This is a genomic window from Bacillus sp. UNC438CL73TsuS30, assembly GCF_000482325.1.
In the GTDB taxonomy this organism is placed as follows: domain Bacteria; phylum Bacillota; class Bacilli; order Bacillales; family Cytobacillaceae; genus Neobacillus.
Window position 1 is genome coordinate 17,819 of the sequence record NZ_KI535299.1, and the last position, 15,735, is coordinate 33,553.

Sequence of the window (15,735 nt, forward strand, 5' to 3'; positions counted from 1 at the left end):
GTGTAACACAAGAGGAAAGAAACCCAATAGAATCTGCTCATTGAGGATTAGAAAAGGAATAACAGGTTTATTCAATCAAAAATCTTCCCTGGATTCATAATTCCCTTTGGATCAAGCGCAAATTTAAAAGCTTTCATTACATCCAATGCTTCGCCGTGTTCCTTTTGCTGGTATTTAGTCTTTCCAACCCCCACCCCATGCTCTCCAGTACAAGAACCGCCTCGGCTAAGGGCGTAATCAACCAAATGGGCATTCAGTTCCGCCGCTTTTTTCATTTCTTCCGGATCATCAACATCAATCATAATAATGGAATGATAGTTTCCATCTCCTACATGTCCCAATAAAGCACCATCCAAGCCAATCCGATCAATCGCCTCGCGGGCATCATGTATCGCACCGCCCAATTCTGACATCGGCACACACACATCAGTAACCATCATTTTTTTCCCAGGAGATTTATGTACAAAAGCATACGCTAAATTATGGCGAACCTCCCACAGCTTCACACGTTCCTTTGAATCCGTTTCAAACAAGAATTCCTCGCAGCCGTGATCCTGGGCAATTTTTTCCGCAAAATCAGCATCATACTGAAGGCCGGCCTCATTTCCATGGAATTCCATGAACAACGTTGGTTTAACTGGATAATCGGTTTGATTATGAAGATTAACCTGTTTAATCGAGCGGGCATCGACTAATTCAATCCGTGCCATCTGAATCCCGGCGGAGAGAATATCGGTAACCGTTGCAACAGCCTCTTCAACACTTGGAAAAACAGCCCGTGCCGCGCTGATCACTTCCGGTATCCCGTAAACACGTAAGGTTAACTCTGTAAATGCCCCCAGTGTCCCTTCAGATCCAACAAACAATCCTGTAATATGATAGCCCGAGGAAGATTTCGCCGTCATGCTGCCGGTATGAATGATCCGTCCATCTGCTAAAACCACTTCCAAATCACGGACTTGATCCCGCATCACCCCATAGCGGACAGAGGTTGTTCCGCTTGCATTGGTCGCCGCCATCCCCCCAACTGTTGCATCCGCTCCCGGATCCACCGGAAAAAACAAACCGTATTTTTTTAACTCTTTATTTAATTGCGTCCGGGTAACCCCTGGTTGTACACGTACTAAAAAGTCATTCGGGCGAACCTCAAGGACCTGATTCATTAGTTGAAAATCAAGGGAAATTCCTCCTTGATAGGGAATCACATGCCCCTCCAAGCTCGACCCAAAGCCAAACGGTGTTACAGGGATTTCGTGATCATTCGCAAACTTTAGGACCGCACTGACTTCTTCTTTATTTTTTGGATATACAACCACATCCGGTAAATGCGGCGTGTGATAGGACTCATCTTTACTATGTTGCTCCAAAACCGTTGAGTTTACCGTAACCTGTTCCTCAGGAAGAATTTTTCTTAACTCGTCTAATAATACCATTTTCAGCCAACCCTCTCTCGAATATTCGGAAAAGTAATACTAATATAACAATTATAGAACATCACAGAATTATTTCAAACTTCGAAGATTTCTAGAATGCTAAAAAGGTGCCAAAACGGCACCTTTTGCTAAAATTATTCTTTATCATGCTCAAATTCATCTTCCAGCCTTCTGATTTCATCTACTGATTTTTCAAGTGCAGCTTGCGGGCCTTTGAAATGCTTTTTGTAATAGGAAAGGTCCATGATCACCAACACCACAAACATCCCAATCAGGGCGTAGGCTGCCATTTGATTTGGCGGTATGACCATGATGATGCAAATGAATACAATCCAGATTAAGCTGATCACATTGATTGGTTTGCTCCATTTCCCAAGTGCCCAAGGACCGTAATGCTTTGGTAAAAATAAACCTTTCGATTCAGCTCTAAGTTTCAGATAGATCGGGATTCCGTAAGCCACATACAAACCGACCACACTTACCGCGGTTAAAAAAGCAATCGTTGAGTAACCTGCATCCGGATTGACCAATTTCGTAATATAATCGATTAACGCTAATATAAAGGAAAGAATAACCGCAAGCCAGATGGCTTTTGCTGGTGTCCGGAATTTGCGGCTGATTTCTGCCCAATGACGGCTGAGCGGCATTCCATTATCCCTTGAAAATGCATACATCATCCGCGAAAAAGAAGTAATGGACGAAAGGCCGCAGAAGAACATGGCAAACGTGACAAGCCACAAAACAATGTTGCCAAATGTACCGCCTAGTGCCTTACTAATTACAAAAATAAAGGCATTGTCCGAGTTAACCGCACCGTTCGCATCATGAATGGAAAGTGTGACAAACGCGAGCATAATAAAGCCAAAAACAAATGAGAAGGCAACGGAGTTAAAAATCCCCCATGGGGCGCGGACACGTGGATGAACTGTTTCTTCAATGGTGTGGGCCGAAGCGTCATAGCCGGTAAAGGTCCATTGTGCCTGCAATAATCCGATTAAAAATGCCAGGAAATAAGGTTTGTCTGAAAAGGTTTGGCCAACATGGAATAGATAATCAATCGGCTGCAGTCCGTGCTTAGTGAAGAAGGCTAGACTGACCACTAAAATGGCAACGACAGCCATGTGATACCAAGCCGAGAAATCATTTAATCTTGCGACGATTTTGATTCCGATATGGTTGAGGATTCCGTGTAATAGGAGGACAACGCCAAAAACGATTAGGGTGGTTGTATCAGTAGATTGATAGTTGAAGATTCCTGCAAGAAGTGGGTCGGCGAATAAGGCTACAGAGTAATCGATTCCGGCGACGATTCCAATTTGACCAATTAAGTTAATCCAGGCAGTATACCAGCCGATTCGCGTTCCTTTTAAGGCAGCGGCCCAGTGGTAAAGTGCCCCAGCGGTTGGGATGGCTGAAGCCAGTTCTGAAAGTGAAGCAGCTACTAGCATGACGAAAAAGGCAACGATGGTCCAGCCAAATCCCATCATTCCTGGACCGCCGTAGGTCAATCCGTGGCCATACAGGGAAACTGCACCGGTTAAGATTGAAATAATGGAAAATGAGATCGCAAAGTTCGAAAAGCCGCCCATGTCGCGCAAGAGCTCCTGGGCATATCCATAACGATTGAGGTGTTTTTTATCCTCGAGCAATTGTTGGTCTTTGCTCTTCATTCGATTCTCCCCTTTCATGATTCCTTTTCAGCTTCATTACCGACAAAAATTTCATGTTCTTCGTCATTAAAGGATCTTACATTCTTATTTGCCTTCATTCCAATGGCTGTACCGACAACAAGCGTAAAGATAATCATCGCAAATCCGATTACAACCCCCATTCGCTCCCCTCCTTTCGGTTTAAATAAAAAGACCGAATATGGTCAAGTTATCACCATATTATTCTCGAAAACCATCAAATATACATTGTGAAATTTTCACATGGTGTGTCTTTTGAGAAAAAAAGGCGCCCCATCAAACCAATAGAGCACCTTACCTAAATCTATTAACCAATCTTTTCCTCGCCAACCTCAGAACCAGAGGTTACATCCTCAATCGACACAAACTCTTCTGACATTGGACGCAAATTCTTGGATCCTACCAAGAAATAATAGACAATCGCGACACCAAAAATCGTCAAAATCACTCCTGCTAATGGAAGCTGAACCCCAAACAATGGCAGAGTTGTCGTTAACACACTATATTTGACTACACAGAAGAACGAGAAAACGCCCAGCACCAACGCAATCGCCGGCACCACTGGATAACTTACTTTAAACGGTCTTTCCAAGTTTGGTTCCTTTTTCCGTAACACAAACAACGAAATCATACTTAAGCAGTACATCGTGATTGCACCAAAAACTGAAAGAATGATCAAGGCACTCGCAAAGTTTGCAGACCCAGCCGCAATGACTCCAATCGCTCCCGGAACAATCAAACCCCAGTGTGGAACACCGCGTTTAGAAAGATTGGATAAGAACTTAGGCAGGTAGCCAGCACGAGCTAACGCAAACGTTTGACGAGAATACCCAATGATAATTCCATGCAAGCTGGCAATCAGACCGAATAAACCGATAATCGCAACAGATTTTGGAATAAAGCTGCCTTCGCCATAAATACTAGCCAATGCCTGAGGAAGCGGATAATCCGCTGGTTTACCGGTACCGCCGCCTAGACCGGCTGTTACCACTAAGGTTAAAATCGTAGCAATCCCAAGCGTTAAGATCCCAGAAATAAACCCTTTTGGAATATCCTTCTTCGGATCGCGGACCTCTTCCGCTGCCATCGCTCCCCCTTCAATTGCCAGGAAGAACCAAATCGCAAATGGAATTGCTGCCAAAACGCCTGACCAGCCATGACTAAAAGCCATATCATTAAAGATATTTGATGCTTGAACGTGAGGTAAGCCGGCGACATAATAAATCGCGAGACCAATCAATGCCATCACTGTTGCTACTAACTCAATCACTGCCGCACCTTTTACACCAATGAGGTTAACCAATATGAATAAGATAAACATTCCGACTGTTGCATAAACCGCATTAATACTCGGGACAAGGAAGTTAATATAAGCACCTACCGAAACGGCAATCGCGGGTGGTGCAAACACGAACTCGAGCAAACAGGCTAACCCTGTAACATAGCCCATAAACGGCCCCATCGCTTTTCTTGCATAGGCAGAAGGGCCGCCCGCGTGAGGAATTGAAGTTGACAGCTCTGAATAACTAAAAATAAAGGTCGTATAGAAGACAATAATAATGAGTGCTGCAATGCCAAGACCAATGGTGCCGCCTGATTCAAACCCATAGTTCCAGCCGAAATATTGACCGGATATAACCATCCCGACGGCAATACCCCAGAGATGGATTGGCTTAAGCGCCTTTTGCAAATGGTTGTTTCCTTGCTCCATAAACCCTTCCCCTTTCAAAATTAAATCTCCTGGTAAAAATAAGCTTTAAACATTCCCTAAAACCCGACTATGTCATTAAACTAGTTAGCTCCTAGTTTAATATAGAATCGTGGAAGGATTACACAGGTTAATTTTTCTAAAAATTAAAGTGACTTTAAGACCGACATTACATTCTGAACGGATTGAGCAGATTGATCAAGGGCTGCTTTTTCCTCCGGTGTCAAAGCAATTTCAATCACTGTTTCAATCCCATCTCCGCCAAGAACGGTAGGAACACCTAGATATAGATCCTTATAGCCATATTCCCCTTCTAAATAAGCAATACACGGTAAAATTCGCTTTTTATCCTTTAAAATCGCTTCAGCCATTTGCACCATCGAAGCGGCAGGTGCATAGTAAGCGCTTCCTTGGCCTAGTAAACTAACAATCTCGCCCCCGCCTTTGCGCGTTCTTTCCACAATCGCTTCGATGCGATGGGGCGGAAGAATTTTATCCAGCGGAATTCCCCCGGCATAGGAGAACCGAACCAATGGGACCATATCATCCCCATGTCCGCCAAGAACAAAGCCCGAAATATCTTCCACCGACACATTCAATTCCTGAGCAACAAAGGTGTTAAAGCGGGCTGTATCCAAGACACCGGACTGACCGATGACACGGTTTTTCGGAAACCCGGTGGTTTTATAACAAACATAGGTCATTGCGTCGACCGGATTACTTAACACGATAATATAGCTATTTGGCGCATATTTTTTAATATTTTCCGAGACTTGCTCGATAATTTTGGCATTGGTGGAAACCAAATCGTCGCGGCTCATCCCCGGTTTTCGCGGCAGGCCGGCAGTAATTAACACCATATCAGCATCCTGAATATCCGCATAATCCGAGGTACCCGTAATGTTTGCGTTAAAGCCTTGAATCGGACTTGCTTCGAGCATATCAAGGGCTTTCCCTTTAGTAGGATCGCTTTGGGCTGGGATATCAACGATCACAACATCCCCTAATTCCTTTTGGGCCAGCATCAGTGCAGCCGTTGCACCGGTAAAACCGGCACCTATGACTGCAATTTTTTTACGTCTAAATGCCATCTTTTTTCCTCCTTTCCTTCAAAAATTTATTCAGATTTTGCTGGAGGCTCTTCCTGTTTCGCTTTTTGACCCCTTTTTGCAGGCTTCGGCTTTTCCTCCGCCTTCTTCGGCGCCTTTGCGAGCATTTGCCCCACTTCCTCATCAGGACGCGGGATGACATGTGCGGTGACCAGCACTCCGACACTTTGCGCCGCATACTTTCCGGCATCAACTGCTGCCTGAACAGCCCCGACATCCCCTTCTACTAAAATCGAAACGAGTCCCGCATCTACTTTTTCCTTTTTAATTAAAGTGACATCAGCAGCTTTAACCATCGCATCGGCTGCGACAATCGAAGCAATCAGACCTCTGGTTTCAATCATTCCTAATGCTTTTGACATATTACGCACCTCCTTCTACATCAATCGAATCAATTATTCCGATAATCACAGCATCAATCGGGAGCTTCTGATCCCCGATAATATTTGCCGCAGCACTTCCCGTTGTGACCATCACCTTATCCCCGACACCTGCGCCAATCCGGTCCACCGCAATAAACGGTGAAAGGATCGGTGCCCCGGTTGGAAGCTCCGGCTGGACAAACAAATATTTTAATCCTGTCAGGTTGTCTTCCTTTCTGGTCGCCCATACATTTCCAATCACCGTTCCTACTTGCAAAAAATCATCCCCTAACTTAGTCCATAACCCGGATAGATTTTTTCAACTCTCTTGCGGCATCCCGTGCTAATGGGGTTACAATCGTGCCTTTCCGAACTGAAATTGAATTACTCTTACAAGCTTGCACATCTCTTTTCGTTAAGAGATTTTTTTGAAAAATAACAGCCTCTGGTTCCTGCGGTTGAACTGGTTCTTTCAAAGTGGGTTGGGTGCTAACCGACTTCTCTCCATCTTTAACAAGAATACCTGTTTGACCACTACGAATCAGACCCGCATTGGCTTCATCGGTATCAATATGCATCTCAAGCCTGTATCTCGGCGACACCCGAATAAGTACTTTTTCAAACGAAACCGGGCGCTCACCCTCTGTTCTGATTCGAACATATTCCCCATTTTCCACCCCGAAATGCGCTGCATCATCGGAATGCATGTGGATATGAGCCTGGGCTATGATCAGTCCTTCATTTTTAAAAATACTTCCTTTCGGCCCTACCAGCGTAATCGGAGCGGAGCCCGCAATATTACCCGATTCCCTGATCGGCGCGTTCACTCCAAGCTTTACCGCATCCGTTTTACTGACCTCAACCTGGGTCAAGGAACGGGCCGGACCAAGGATGCGCACTTTTTCAATGCTTCCTCTTGGTCCGACAATGACCACCGTTTCATTTGCCGCAAATTGACCTGGCTGCGACAAATCCGCTTTTTTCGTTAATTCATACCCTTTACCAAAAAGCATCTCTAAATCAGTTTGACTTAAATGACAGTGGCGGGCAGAAACAGCCATTGGGATCGTATTCGGTCTTGAGTCCTTTTTTAACAATTGCTGGATGACTTCTTCAACAATCGTTCGGATGGCTTGTTCATTCATCAAACCCACTCCTTACTTCTTACACTTCAACATCTAATTTTGGTAAAATGCTTTCCAATTCATTGTGTGGACGTGGGATCACATGGACAGATAAAAGCTCGCCGACACGTTCTGCTGCTGCCGCACCTGCTTCGGTTGCCGCTTTTACTGCACCTACATCACCGCGAACAAGAACGGTTACAAGTCCGCCGCCTACATGTACTTTCCCGATTAAATGGACGTTTGCTGCCTTCACCATTGCGTCGGCTGCTTCCACTGATGCTACCAAACCTTTTGTTTCTACCATTCCTAATGCTGTTAATTCTCTAGCCATTTTAAATTCCTCCTATTAGTTCATTTGATATTTTTTTAATACTTGGTTTACCATTTCAGAAATCACTTTTGGGTCAACTGGACCCGTTAATGTCGCCTGGCTTAATACCTGATTCACGATCTCGTCAACCTGATTACTTGCGCCCCATTGTGGACCAGAATTTTGGCTGGTCGGCTTCGGAACGTTTACTTCCTTCGTTCCATAGGCCATTCTCTTGATATTGATTAAATGGCGGGCCGTTAAATTATCAGAAGTAATATTTCCGCCAAACGAACCGCAGCCAAGTGTCAGCGATGGCATCAATTCGGTGGTTGCACCAACCGCACCAATGGACGAAAGTGTATTGACCATTAGACGGGATACCGGCATTTCCAACGCAAACTCACGTGCCACCTTGTCATCATTGGTGTGGAGCGATAAGCTATGCCCCATGCCGCCTAAATTTAAGATTTTCACACAAAGCTCTTTCGCGTTATCATAGCTTTCTGCTGTATAAATTGGGAAGATTGGTGACAATTTTTCGATGGAAAAAGGGACATCCTTCCCAACCCGTGTTTCTTCCGCAATTAAGATCGATGTATTGGCCGGAACCGAAATTCCAGCAAGTTCCGCAATCTTGACTGCGCTTTGCCCAACGATATCCGGATTGAGCTTTCCTGGAAACGGCGAGATCACCTTTTCTAAAAGTACTTTTTCCTGCTCATTTAAAAAGTAAGCACCGTTCTTTTTGAACTCTCTCACAGCCATTTCTTTCACATTCCGGTCAACAACAATCGCCTGTTCCGTGGCGCAAATTGTGCCATAATCGAAGGTTTTACTCTCGACAATCATTTTGACCGACTTTTGGATATTGGCTGTTTTTTCAATATAGACCGGAACGTTTCCAGGACCTACACCGTAGGCTGGCTTGCCTGAACTGTAAGCAGCACGGACTAAGTCTTTGCCGCCGGTGGCTAGGATTAAATCAATATCGCGATGGTGCATTAATTCGGTGGTGGCCGCCATCGTCGGTTTTGAGATCCAGCCGATAATTCCGTCCGGAGCCCCCGCTTCAACCGCTGCCTCTAAACAAATTTTTAATGCAGTGACCGAACATTTAACGGCACGTGGATGTGGACTAAAGACGATTCCATTTCTTGTTTTTAAAGCAATTAATGCTTTAAAAATCGCACTCGACGTTGGGTTCGTAGTGGGAATGATCCCGGCAATGACTCCAAAAGGATAGGCAACCTCCACGATTTTCTTTGTGCGGTCCTCGTGGATGATTCCAACTGTTTTTTCATTTTTGATGGATTCATAGACTGCAAGCGAACCCACGTCATTTTTCATTTTTTTATGTTCAACAACACCCATTCCGGTTTCTTCTACAGCCATCTGGGCTAGTTCAAGTGATTTTGCGGCAGCAGCTTCAGCGACCTGTTTAACGATTTTATCGACTTGTTCTTGGGAATACGCCATGTATTTTTGCTGTGCTTCTTTTGCTTTTTGAAGTGCATCCCGCATTTCCTGGATGGATTGAAGATCTTTATCAAATTGCACCAGGGACACTCCTTTCTTTTTTGTTTTTCTACTATAAAAATTAATGTTTTTTAAAAAGATCTAAGTTTATTTGCGAATCTACTAGTTTTATTTGCGGATTGTAGCTGTTTATTTGCGAATCTACTAGTTTTATTTGCGGATTGAAGCTGTTTATTTGCGAATCGTCAGTACTGCCGTGGATTTCTCGCAATCTCGATAATCACATCGCGAAATGCATCGGCTGCCGCCTGGCATGCTGACTGCGAACCCGTCAATAGCCCGCCACCAAAGTTTGTTTCCGAAGGAGGCCCGAAAAACTTAACCAGTTCCACATCCGCTGCCTTTAACGCGGCATCAATTCCATACACGGCTTCAAGCGGCGGGGCAATCAAATAGGCAAGTGCCTCCCCTTGATTAATCCCAGCCTCAGCCGATAAATAAGTACCCGTTCTTGCCACGACATGAGCATAAAGTGCATGGCTTTTTTCATCATTTAATGCTTCAAAATAGGCATCATTTTCTGCGGTCTGGATAACCGCGTCAATACCGCTTTTCACTTCATCCGGACTCGGTCCGGCTAACACGCCAATCATCTCTCCGGACAATGGCCCTGAGGCATGCCCGGATCCTGCGTAGAAAGACCGTGCATAGACGACATCAACGTCCGCCCGTTTGGTTGCTTCATCGAGAGCGGTATAGCCGACATCATCAATGGTTGAGGTAAAAATCGCTAAACTCCGTTGATGCGGTTTTAACTGGAACTGTGCAGCTAAGGCAGGGTCAACATTTGGGATAATCCGGACAGCTAAAATTTCTGCATGAATTCGTTCTAAAGCCACTTTTTACCCCTCCTTATTGACCAGCGATACCCCGCTAGCTTCATATTTTAAGATTTTTTGAACAACCGTTCCGATATAAGCACCTGCCTCAACCGGCGGGATGCCGCCCTTATGAATATTGGAAATAACCATTCGGTCGGCTTCAATCGTGCCCTGGCGTGGTTCGTAGCATAAATACGCACTTAATGACTCCGCACTTACCAGCCCTGGTCGCTCACCAATTAGATAAACAATTACCTTCGGTTTGAGCAGCTCCCCGACATCATCCATCGCCGCGACCCGGCCCTTTTCGATAAAAAATGGTGTACCAACATCCAGTCCTAAGCTTTGAAGTGATTGATTCAAAGAGAGATAGACATCCTCTACATTTTCCTCAACCGCTTTTGAACTCAAGCCATCAGATACAATGACTTGCACTGTCGGTGACTTTTTACATTTTTCGTTGATTAATTGTTTGGCCTCATCCGAAAGCTTGCGGCCAAAGTCAGGTCGACGGACATATACCTCTTTGTCAGCAACCTTTGTATTGACCTTGAATAAGGACAGGCTTTCCAAGATTTTTGGATCGACATCGCCATAGACCGCATCAACCGCTGCTGCATGGTCAAAGCGGAATTTCAGCCACGTATCCGTTTTAGGTCTTAAGCCCGCGCGGCCAACCCCAATTCTCGCTGGCGTTTTGCTAATGAGAAGATCCAGCTCCTCTTTGTTAAAAGGATTTTCAAGTCCAACCGGAGGCTTTGGTTCTACTGCTATTTCCTTTTCCGGCTCAGACTCGGTACAATCCTTGTTGCAATTCTCTTCAACATTATTTGATCGGTGATTCCAAAACTTTACTTCAACACTTGCCGGTGGCTCATTGGTTACCTTTGTACGAACCTCTTCCACCGTTAACTCACTGCCAACCGCAGCCTTTGTCTGCAATTTTTCAACCACCATTTTCGTGATTTGTTCCACTAACTCAGGATTCATTTCCTACACCTCCTATCGCGAAAAAATCGTTGGATCTCCTGCATATTTACTTAATTTCCCGTTTTCAAAAATCCCCATTTTCTCTAGCCAGGCTTCGAATTGTGGTGCTGGCCGTTTATTCAGCGTCTGTCTTAATGTCGCCACATCGTGATAACTTAAGGACTGGTAATTCAGCATACAATCATCCCCCATTGGAGCAGCGATGATAAAATTCACCCCAGCCGCTGTCAGCAGGACTCCAAGATCCTCGATGTCATTTTGATCTGCCTTAATATGGTTCGTGTAGCAAATATCGACGCCCATTGGGATGCCATGCATTTTTCCCATAAAATGATCCTCAAGCCCGGCTCGAATGACCTGCTTGTTGTTGTACAAATACTCAGGTCCGATAAAGCCGACTACCGTATTGACGATATACGGGTCATAGTAACGGGCAAAGCCGTAATTCCGCGATTCCAAGGTCATTTGGTCAATATCATAATGGGCTTCTGCGGATAATTCCGAGCCTTGACCTGTTTCAAAATAGAGGCGTTGCGGGCCGGTTCCGGTTCCATACACCTTAGCCATTTCATTTGCTTCCTCTAACAGCGAAGCGGTGATCCCGAAGGAACGATTGGCTGCTTCTGTTCCGGCAATACTTTGGAAAATCATATCTGCCGGTGCCCCTTGTTGGACTGCTTTCATTTGTGCAGTCACATGGGCGAGTACACAGTTCTGTGTTGGGATTTCCCATTTTTGGATGAAGTCGTGCGTAGCATGCAATAGTCGTTTTACACTTTCCACGGAATCATCCACCGGGTTAATCCCGATTACCGCATCACCGATTCCATAAGCAAGACCTTCTTTCATTGAGGCCATCATGCCCTCAACATTATCCGTCGGATGGTTCGGCTGCAGTCTTGATGCCAAAACGCCTTTTTGACCGATGGTGATATTACATTTAGATAAAATCTCAATTTTATTGGCTGCATGGACTAAGTCAAGGTTTGACATGATTTTTGCCACGGCCGCGATCATTTCACTATTCAACCCTCTGCTGAGGCGTTTCAAATCTTCCCCAGTGGTCGTATCGTTCAGGATATATTCACGAAGCTCGGAAACGGACCAATTTTTGATGGATTGATAGATTGGTTCGTTTATTTGCCCTTCGATTATCCTAGAAACCTCATCCTCTTCAGCGGATAGCAACGGATTTTCTCTGATATCCTGAAGCATTAAATAGCTCAATACTTGCTTAGCTGCAATTCTTTCTTGAACGGTTTCAGCCGCAATCCCCGCTAAGCGGTCGCCGGATTTTTCTTCATTTGCTTTTGCAAATAAATCCTTTAGTGAGGAAAATTGATAGACAGTACCTAAGTAGGTGGTTTTTAATCTCACAAAAAAGTCCCCCTTTCGTCATTTCTGGAATGTTAGTGTTTTTATGATGACAGGAACAACATCGGTTTCGAGCACTTGGCCAATATCCAAATAGTCCCCATTTTCAACTTTGATTTGATCAATACAGATGACGGATTGTGATGAATCCTTCCGCTTCAGCGTTTGCCCAAGAACCTTGGCATAGTCGCGGTCAAGAACTAGGACCAGCGGCTGTGCCGGATTCGGTTTTTGTTTCATCGCCGTGAGGATCGTGTCAGCAAATTCATCGATTTCACGGAACCTTAGATAAGGCAGCTCTGAAAAATAAACCGCAAAATTCTGCCCATCCCGCTGAGAATCATAGAGTTCAATTGCTTCTTCAATTCGTTTAGAAAATTGGTTCATTTCGATTTTAAAATCAGCTTCAAATCGGACCTGATAAACCGGTAAATTTTTTAATGGTAATTTTCCGTTATCGGCCTCGATGGTCGCGCCGCTGATTTCCGTCGTTTGCATTCCGGCGCCGAGCACCGTGGCCCGGACTGTTTCCTGCGGCATAACCCAAGTCCATTCTGATAAACTGGTACTCTCCATTAAGGAAGCTGCCAGCATCAGCCCGATGTCATCATATTGTGCTGTCTGTCCGAAACCGTTCTCGCGCTGATAAATACATTCACTGATCCCGCCTGAAAACATGATGGCCTCAATGTCTTCTGCCCAGTTTGGTTCATGCCCCAGTAATAATGCGTGGTCTACAGGGGTGAGTGCCCTTTTTAACATTCTTGCAATTACCTCGGCCATGAAATCGGTAATCTTTTTTATTTCGATTGGATTAGGGCTTTGCCCCACTTCCATTCTTGCTCCCCATCGTTGAAGCAGATCTTTAACTGGAGGAGAGATACTTTGAATTTTGTTATCCTTAAATTCAATCAATCTGCCGCCGATATGAAGTGTACAGGTTCCACAAAGCCTTCCTGATTTATAGACCGCAACATTTGCAGTCCCACCGCCGATATCGATATTGGCAATAACCTTTCCCGTTTCTTTGGAATATTCATAGGCGCCCGAGCCTTTTGCGGCAATTATTCCTTCTAAGTCCGGCCCTGCCGTTGCCACTAGAAATTCCCCGGCATGGTCTGATAATTGATGGAGCATTACTTCGGCATTAGACTTCGTGGCTGTTTCACCTGTGATGATCACAGCCCCCGTTTGGATATCCTTCGGTTCAATTCCTGCTTTCTGATATTCCACTTTGACAAGGTCTTCAATTTTTTCAATATCAATGGTGGTTGGCGTCCTCAGCGGTGTCCGGTAAATCGGACTGCGGTGAATGACCTGTTTATCAATGATTTCAATCCGCGGTACATGAGCCCCGCCGGCCATATTCATTAAGGTGAACCGGCTGATTACCAGCTTCGTTGTACTGGTCCCAATATCAATTCCGGCACTGATCATTTCTTCTTTCTGTGGGCCTTTATAGTTCATTCCCATCTCCCCAAAAACAAAAAGCGCCCCTTGTAAACTATCCCAATTTAGATAGTTTAAAAGAGGCGCCATTGCCGTTAAATTCATTTGTTATTCATAATATAAATTATTTTCTGGATACTGTAAAGGCTTTCATTTAAAAAATTATAAACGGAGATGGATTTTCTTCTAGATACTGTTTCATTTCTTGTAATGAATTTAAGGTTACCAGCTTTCGAATCTCTTCGATTCCTTCATTTTTAACCGAAGAGGTAATAATGATGGGTCCCTTGTTCACGATTACCTTTTTTAATAAAGAAATGGCGAGTTCCACATCTGCTTGGTCTGAATCACTTTTTGTAACGATTCCGATCGGGATTTTATTGATCCCTGTACTAAAACCAGGCGGAAATACCATTTTTTTCTTGGTGGCATCTTGCAAATAGAGGACATGGGTAACCTCCAGTGCAGTTGACATAATATTTTTATAGTAGAATGGATTTTCACTGTATTCTCCCGGAGTGTCAACAATCCAATCATAATAGATTAGCGACTGCGTTTTGACAGCAGGCACTTTCCTGCCAAGTAATGCGTTGGTTAATGTCGATTTTCCCGCACCAACGGAGCCGATGAGCATCGCTCGGTTCTTTTTAGCCATTTGATGGCCTCCTTTCCTGAGAAGTTTTGCGATATCGACGCTTTTTCATCGGATATCAACACAAAATCACCCGATATCGACACTTTTTGAACGGATATCAACAAAAATTTAAAGGATATCAACACTTTTAAGAATAGATCAACAAATCTACGACTTTGTGATCTTTGCCGGCGTATACATTAGTGTATCCGCCAGAAACCGGTTGATTTCAGCCATCGCCATTTCTACCTCAGAAACATTGCCGACAATTACCAGACTTCCGGTAAACCGGTCCAAAAATCCTAACTTAACATTTGCTGATTTCGTCGCCAAATCCCCGGCAATGATTACCGTCTCACTTGGTGTCAATGTTAAAATTCCAAGAGCACCAGCCTCTTGAATCCCCAATTTTTCAAACATATCCGGGTCTGGATTCGCAATAATATGGCTTAACGTTACCTGCTTCCCTGGGACAAACTCCTGTATAAACCGCTTTTTCTCTTCACTCACAACAATCACCTCTCCATTTCCTAAAAAAAGAAAATGCCTAATAGAATTTATTTTTTTTCAAAAATAAACCCTACTAAGCACCATTGCTTGATCTATTCACTTGTAAACTAGCTTGGGTATTTCAAAATAATGTACTTTGCCACTTTTTCCATAGGCAGCTGTTTTTTCATGCTGAGGTCTCTCATCTTATTGTAAGCCGTTTCTTCCGGTAAATTCAATTGTTTCATTAAAATTCCTTTTGCTTTTTCTACTAGCTTGCGATTTTTCAGCTCTCGATTCATTTCTTCTACTTTTTCTTTGTAAAAGTTTGCATTTTCAGCCTGCATCAAGGCAATTTCAACCGCTGGAATCAGATTTGCCTCCGAGATTGGTTTTACCAAATACCCTAAAATATTGGCCTTCTTCGCTTTCTCAATGTATTCCTTTTGACTATAGGCCGTTAACAGCAAAATCGGGATATTGAATTTATTCGAAATAATCTCGCTCGCCTTCAAACCATTCAACTTTGGCATCTTAATATCCATGATGATTAAGTCGGGCTTTAGTGAATAAGCTAATTCAATGGCCTTTTCTCCATCAGCCGCTTCGGCAACAACTTCATAGCCGGCATCCTTTAACATTAGCGAAACATCCAAACGGACGATGGATTCATCTTCTACTACCATAATTCGCTTTTTCATT

16 protein-coding genes and 1 pseudogene are annotated in these 15,735 nt (G+C 44.2%); all 17 read right to left on the reverse strand.

The window, feature by feature from the left end:
• Nucleotides 1-71: 71 nt before the first annotated feature.
• Nucleotides 72-1,433 (reverse strand): FAD-binding oxidoreductase, encoded by a 1,362-nt coding sequence (locus M028_RS0127055; protein WP_026576640.1) that lies wholly within the window; start codon nucleotides 1,431-1,433, stop codon nucleotides 72-74.
• 134 nt (nucleotides 1,434-1,567) lie between these two features.
• Entirely contained in the window at nucleotides 1,568-3,103 is a 1,536-nt protein-coding gene (locus tag M028_RS0127060; RefSeq protein WP_026576641.1) for an amino acid permease, read from the reverse strand.
• A 14-nt stretch (nucleotides 3,104-3,117) separates the two neighbouring features.
• Nucleotides 3,118-3,264, reverse strand: coding sequence for a hypothetical protein (locus tag M028_RS33160; RefSeq protein ID WP_155925835.1), 147 nt, complete (start codon nucleotides 3,262-3,264; stop codon nucleotides 3,118-3,120).
• 164 nt (nucleotides 3,265-3,428) lie between these two features.
• Nucleotides 3,429-4,832, reverse strand: coding sequence for an ethanolamine permease (eat, locus tag M028_RS0127070; protein ID WP_026576642.1), 1,404 nt, complete (start codon nucleotides 4,830-4,832; stop codon nucleotides 3,429-3,431).
• A gap of 143 nt (nucleotides 4,833-4,975) precedes the next feature.
• Nucleotides 4,976-5,920 (reverse strand): malate dehydrogenase, encoded by a 945-nt coding sequence (mdh, locus tag M028_RS0127075; protein ID WP_026576643.1) that lies wholly within the window; start codon nucleotides 5,918-5,920, stop codon nucleotides 4,976-4,978.
• Nucleotides 5,921-5,946: 26 nt separating this feature from the next.
• Nucleotides 5,947-6,300, reverse strand: coding sequence for a BMC domain-containing protein (locus tag M028_RS0127080; RefSeq protein ID WP_026576644.1), 354 nt, complete (start codon nucleotides 6,298-6,300; stop codon nucleotides 5,947-5,949).
• Nucleotide 6,301: 1 nt separating this feature from the next.
• Entirely contained in the window at nucleotides 6,302-6,577 is a 276-nt protein-coding gene (locus tag M028_RS0127085) for a EutN/CcmL family microcompartment protein (protein WP_026576645.1), read from the reverse strand.
• Nucleotides 6,578-6,815: 238 nt separating this feature from the next.
• Nucleotides 6,816-7,445 (reverse strand): annotated as a pseudogene (locus tag M028_RS0127090) (phosphate propanoyltransferase); the annotation flags it as partial.
• A 19-nt stretch (nucleotides 7,446-7,464) separates the two neighbouring features.
• A complete protein-coding gene (locus M028_RS0127095; RefSeq protein ID WP_026576647.1) occupies nucleotides 7,465-7,758 on the reverse strand; it encodes a BMC domain-containing protein in 294 nt (97 codons plus the stop codon).
• Nucleotides 7,759-7,773: 15 nt separating this feature from the next.
• Nucleotides 7,774-9,297 carry an aldehyde dehydrogenase family protein gene (locus tag M028_RS31175; protein WP_051591276.1) on the reverse strand — a complete coding sequence of 508 codons (1,524 nt, stop codon included), beginning with the start codon at nucleotides 9,295-9,297 and terminating at the stop codon, nucleotides 7,774-7,776.
• A gap of 164 nt (nucleotides 9,298-9,461) precedes the next feature.
• Nucleotides 9,462-10,115, reverse strand: coding sequence for an ethanolamine utilization microcompartment protein EutL (gene eutL / locus M028_RS0127105; protein ID WP_026576648.1), 654 nt, complete (start codon nucleotides 10,113-10,115; stop codon nucleotides 9,462-9,464).
• Between the two features lie 3 nt (nucleotides 10,116-10,118).
• A complete protein-coding gene (eutC, locus tag M028_RS0127110; RefSeq protein ID WP_026576649.1) occupies nucleotides 10,119-11,087 on the reverse strand; it encodes an ethanolamine ammonia-lyase subunit EutC in 969 nt (322 codons plus the stop codon).
• A gap of 12 nt (nucleotides 11,088-11,099) precedes the next feature.
• On the reverse strand, nucleotides 11,100-12,464 hold the full coding sequence (locus M028_RS0127115; RefSeq protein ID WP_026576650.1) for an ethanolamine ammonia-lyase subunit EutB: 1,365 nt from the start codon (nucleotides 12,462-12,464) through the stop codon (nucleotides 11,100-11,102).
• An 18-nt stretch (nucleotides 12,465-12,482) separates the two neighbouring features.
• Entirely contained in the window at nucleotides 12,483-13,928 is a 1,446-nt protein-coding gene (locus tag M028_RS0127120) for an ethanolamine ammonia-lyase reactivating factor EutA (RefSeq protein WP_026576651.1), read from the reverse strand.
• 136 nt (nucleotides 13,929-14,064) lie between these two features.
• Nucleotides 14,065-14,565 (reverse strand): EutP/PduV family microcompartment system protein, encoded by a 501-nt coding sequence (locus M028_RS0127125; RefSeq protein ID WP_026576652.1) that lies wholly within the window; start codon nucleotides 14,563-14,565, stop codon nucleotides 14,065-14,067.
• A gap of 147 nt (nucleotides 14,566-14,712) precedes the next feature.
• Entirely contained in the window at nucleotides 14,713-15,054 is a 342-nt protein-coding gene (eutS, locus tag M028_RS0127130) for an ethanolamine utilization microcompartment protein EutS (RefSeq protein ID WP_026576653.1), read from the reverse strand.
• A gap of 107 nt (nucleotides 15,055-15,161) precedes the next feature.
• Nucleotides 15,162-15,734 carry an ANTAR domain-containing response regulator gene (locus tag M028_RS0127135; protein ID WP_026576654.1) on the reverse strand — a complete coding sequence of 191 codons (573 nt, stop codon included), beginning with the start codon at nucleotides 15,732-15,734 and terminating at the stop codon, nucleotides 15,162-15,164.
• Nucleotide 15,735: the final 1 nt, after the last annotated feature.

Excerpts from the sequence above, each read along its gene's own strand:
- M028_RS0127055 (WP_026576640.1), bottom strand. The coding sequence starts at position 1,433 with ATGGTATTATTAGACGAGTTAAGAAAAATTCTTCCTGAGGAACAGGTT.
- M028_RS0127060 (WP_026576641.1), bottom strand. The coding sequence starts at position 3,103 with ATGAAGAGCAAAGACCAACAATTGCTCGAGGATAAAAAACACCTCAAT.
- M028_RS33160 (WP_155925835.1), bottom strand. The coding sequence starts at position 3,264 with ATGGGGGTTGTAATCGGATTTGCGATGATTATCTTTACGCTTGTTGTC.
- eat (WP_026576642.1), bottom strand. The coding sequence starts at position 4,832 with ATGGAGCAAGGAAACAACCATTTGCAAAAGGCGCTTAAGCCAATCCAT.
- mdh (WP_026576643.1), bottom strand. The coding sequence starts at position 5,920 with ATGGCATTTAGACGTAAAAAAATTGCAGTCATAGGTGCCGGTTTTACC.
- M028_RS0127080 (WP_026576644.1), bottom strand. The coding sequence starts at position 6,300 with ATGTCAAAAGCATTAGGAATGATTGAAACCAGAGGTCTGATTGCTTCG.
- M028_RS0127095 (WP_026576647.1), bottom strand. The coding sequence starts at position 7,758 with ATGGCTAGAGAATTAACAGCATTAGGAATGGTAGAAACAAAAGGTTTG.
- eutC (WP_026576649.1), bottom strand. The coding sequence starts at position 11,087 with ATGAATCCTGAGTTAGTGGAACAAATCACGAAAATGGTGGTTGAAAAA.
- M028_RS0127120 (WP_026576651.1), bottom strand. The coding sequence starts at position 13,928 with ATGAACTATAAAGGCCCACAGAAAGAAGAAATGATCAGTGCCGGAATT.
- M028_RS0127125 (WP_026576652.1), bottom strand. The coding sequence starts at position 14,565 with ATGGCTAAAAAGAACCGAGCGATGCTCATCGGCTCCGTTGGTGCGGGA.
- M028_RS0127135 (WP_026576654.1), bottom strand. The coding sequence starts at position 15,734 with ATGAAAAAGCGAATTATGGTAGTAGAAGATGAATCCATCGTCCGTTTG.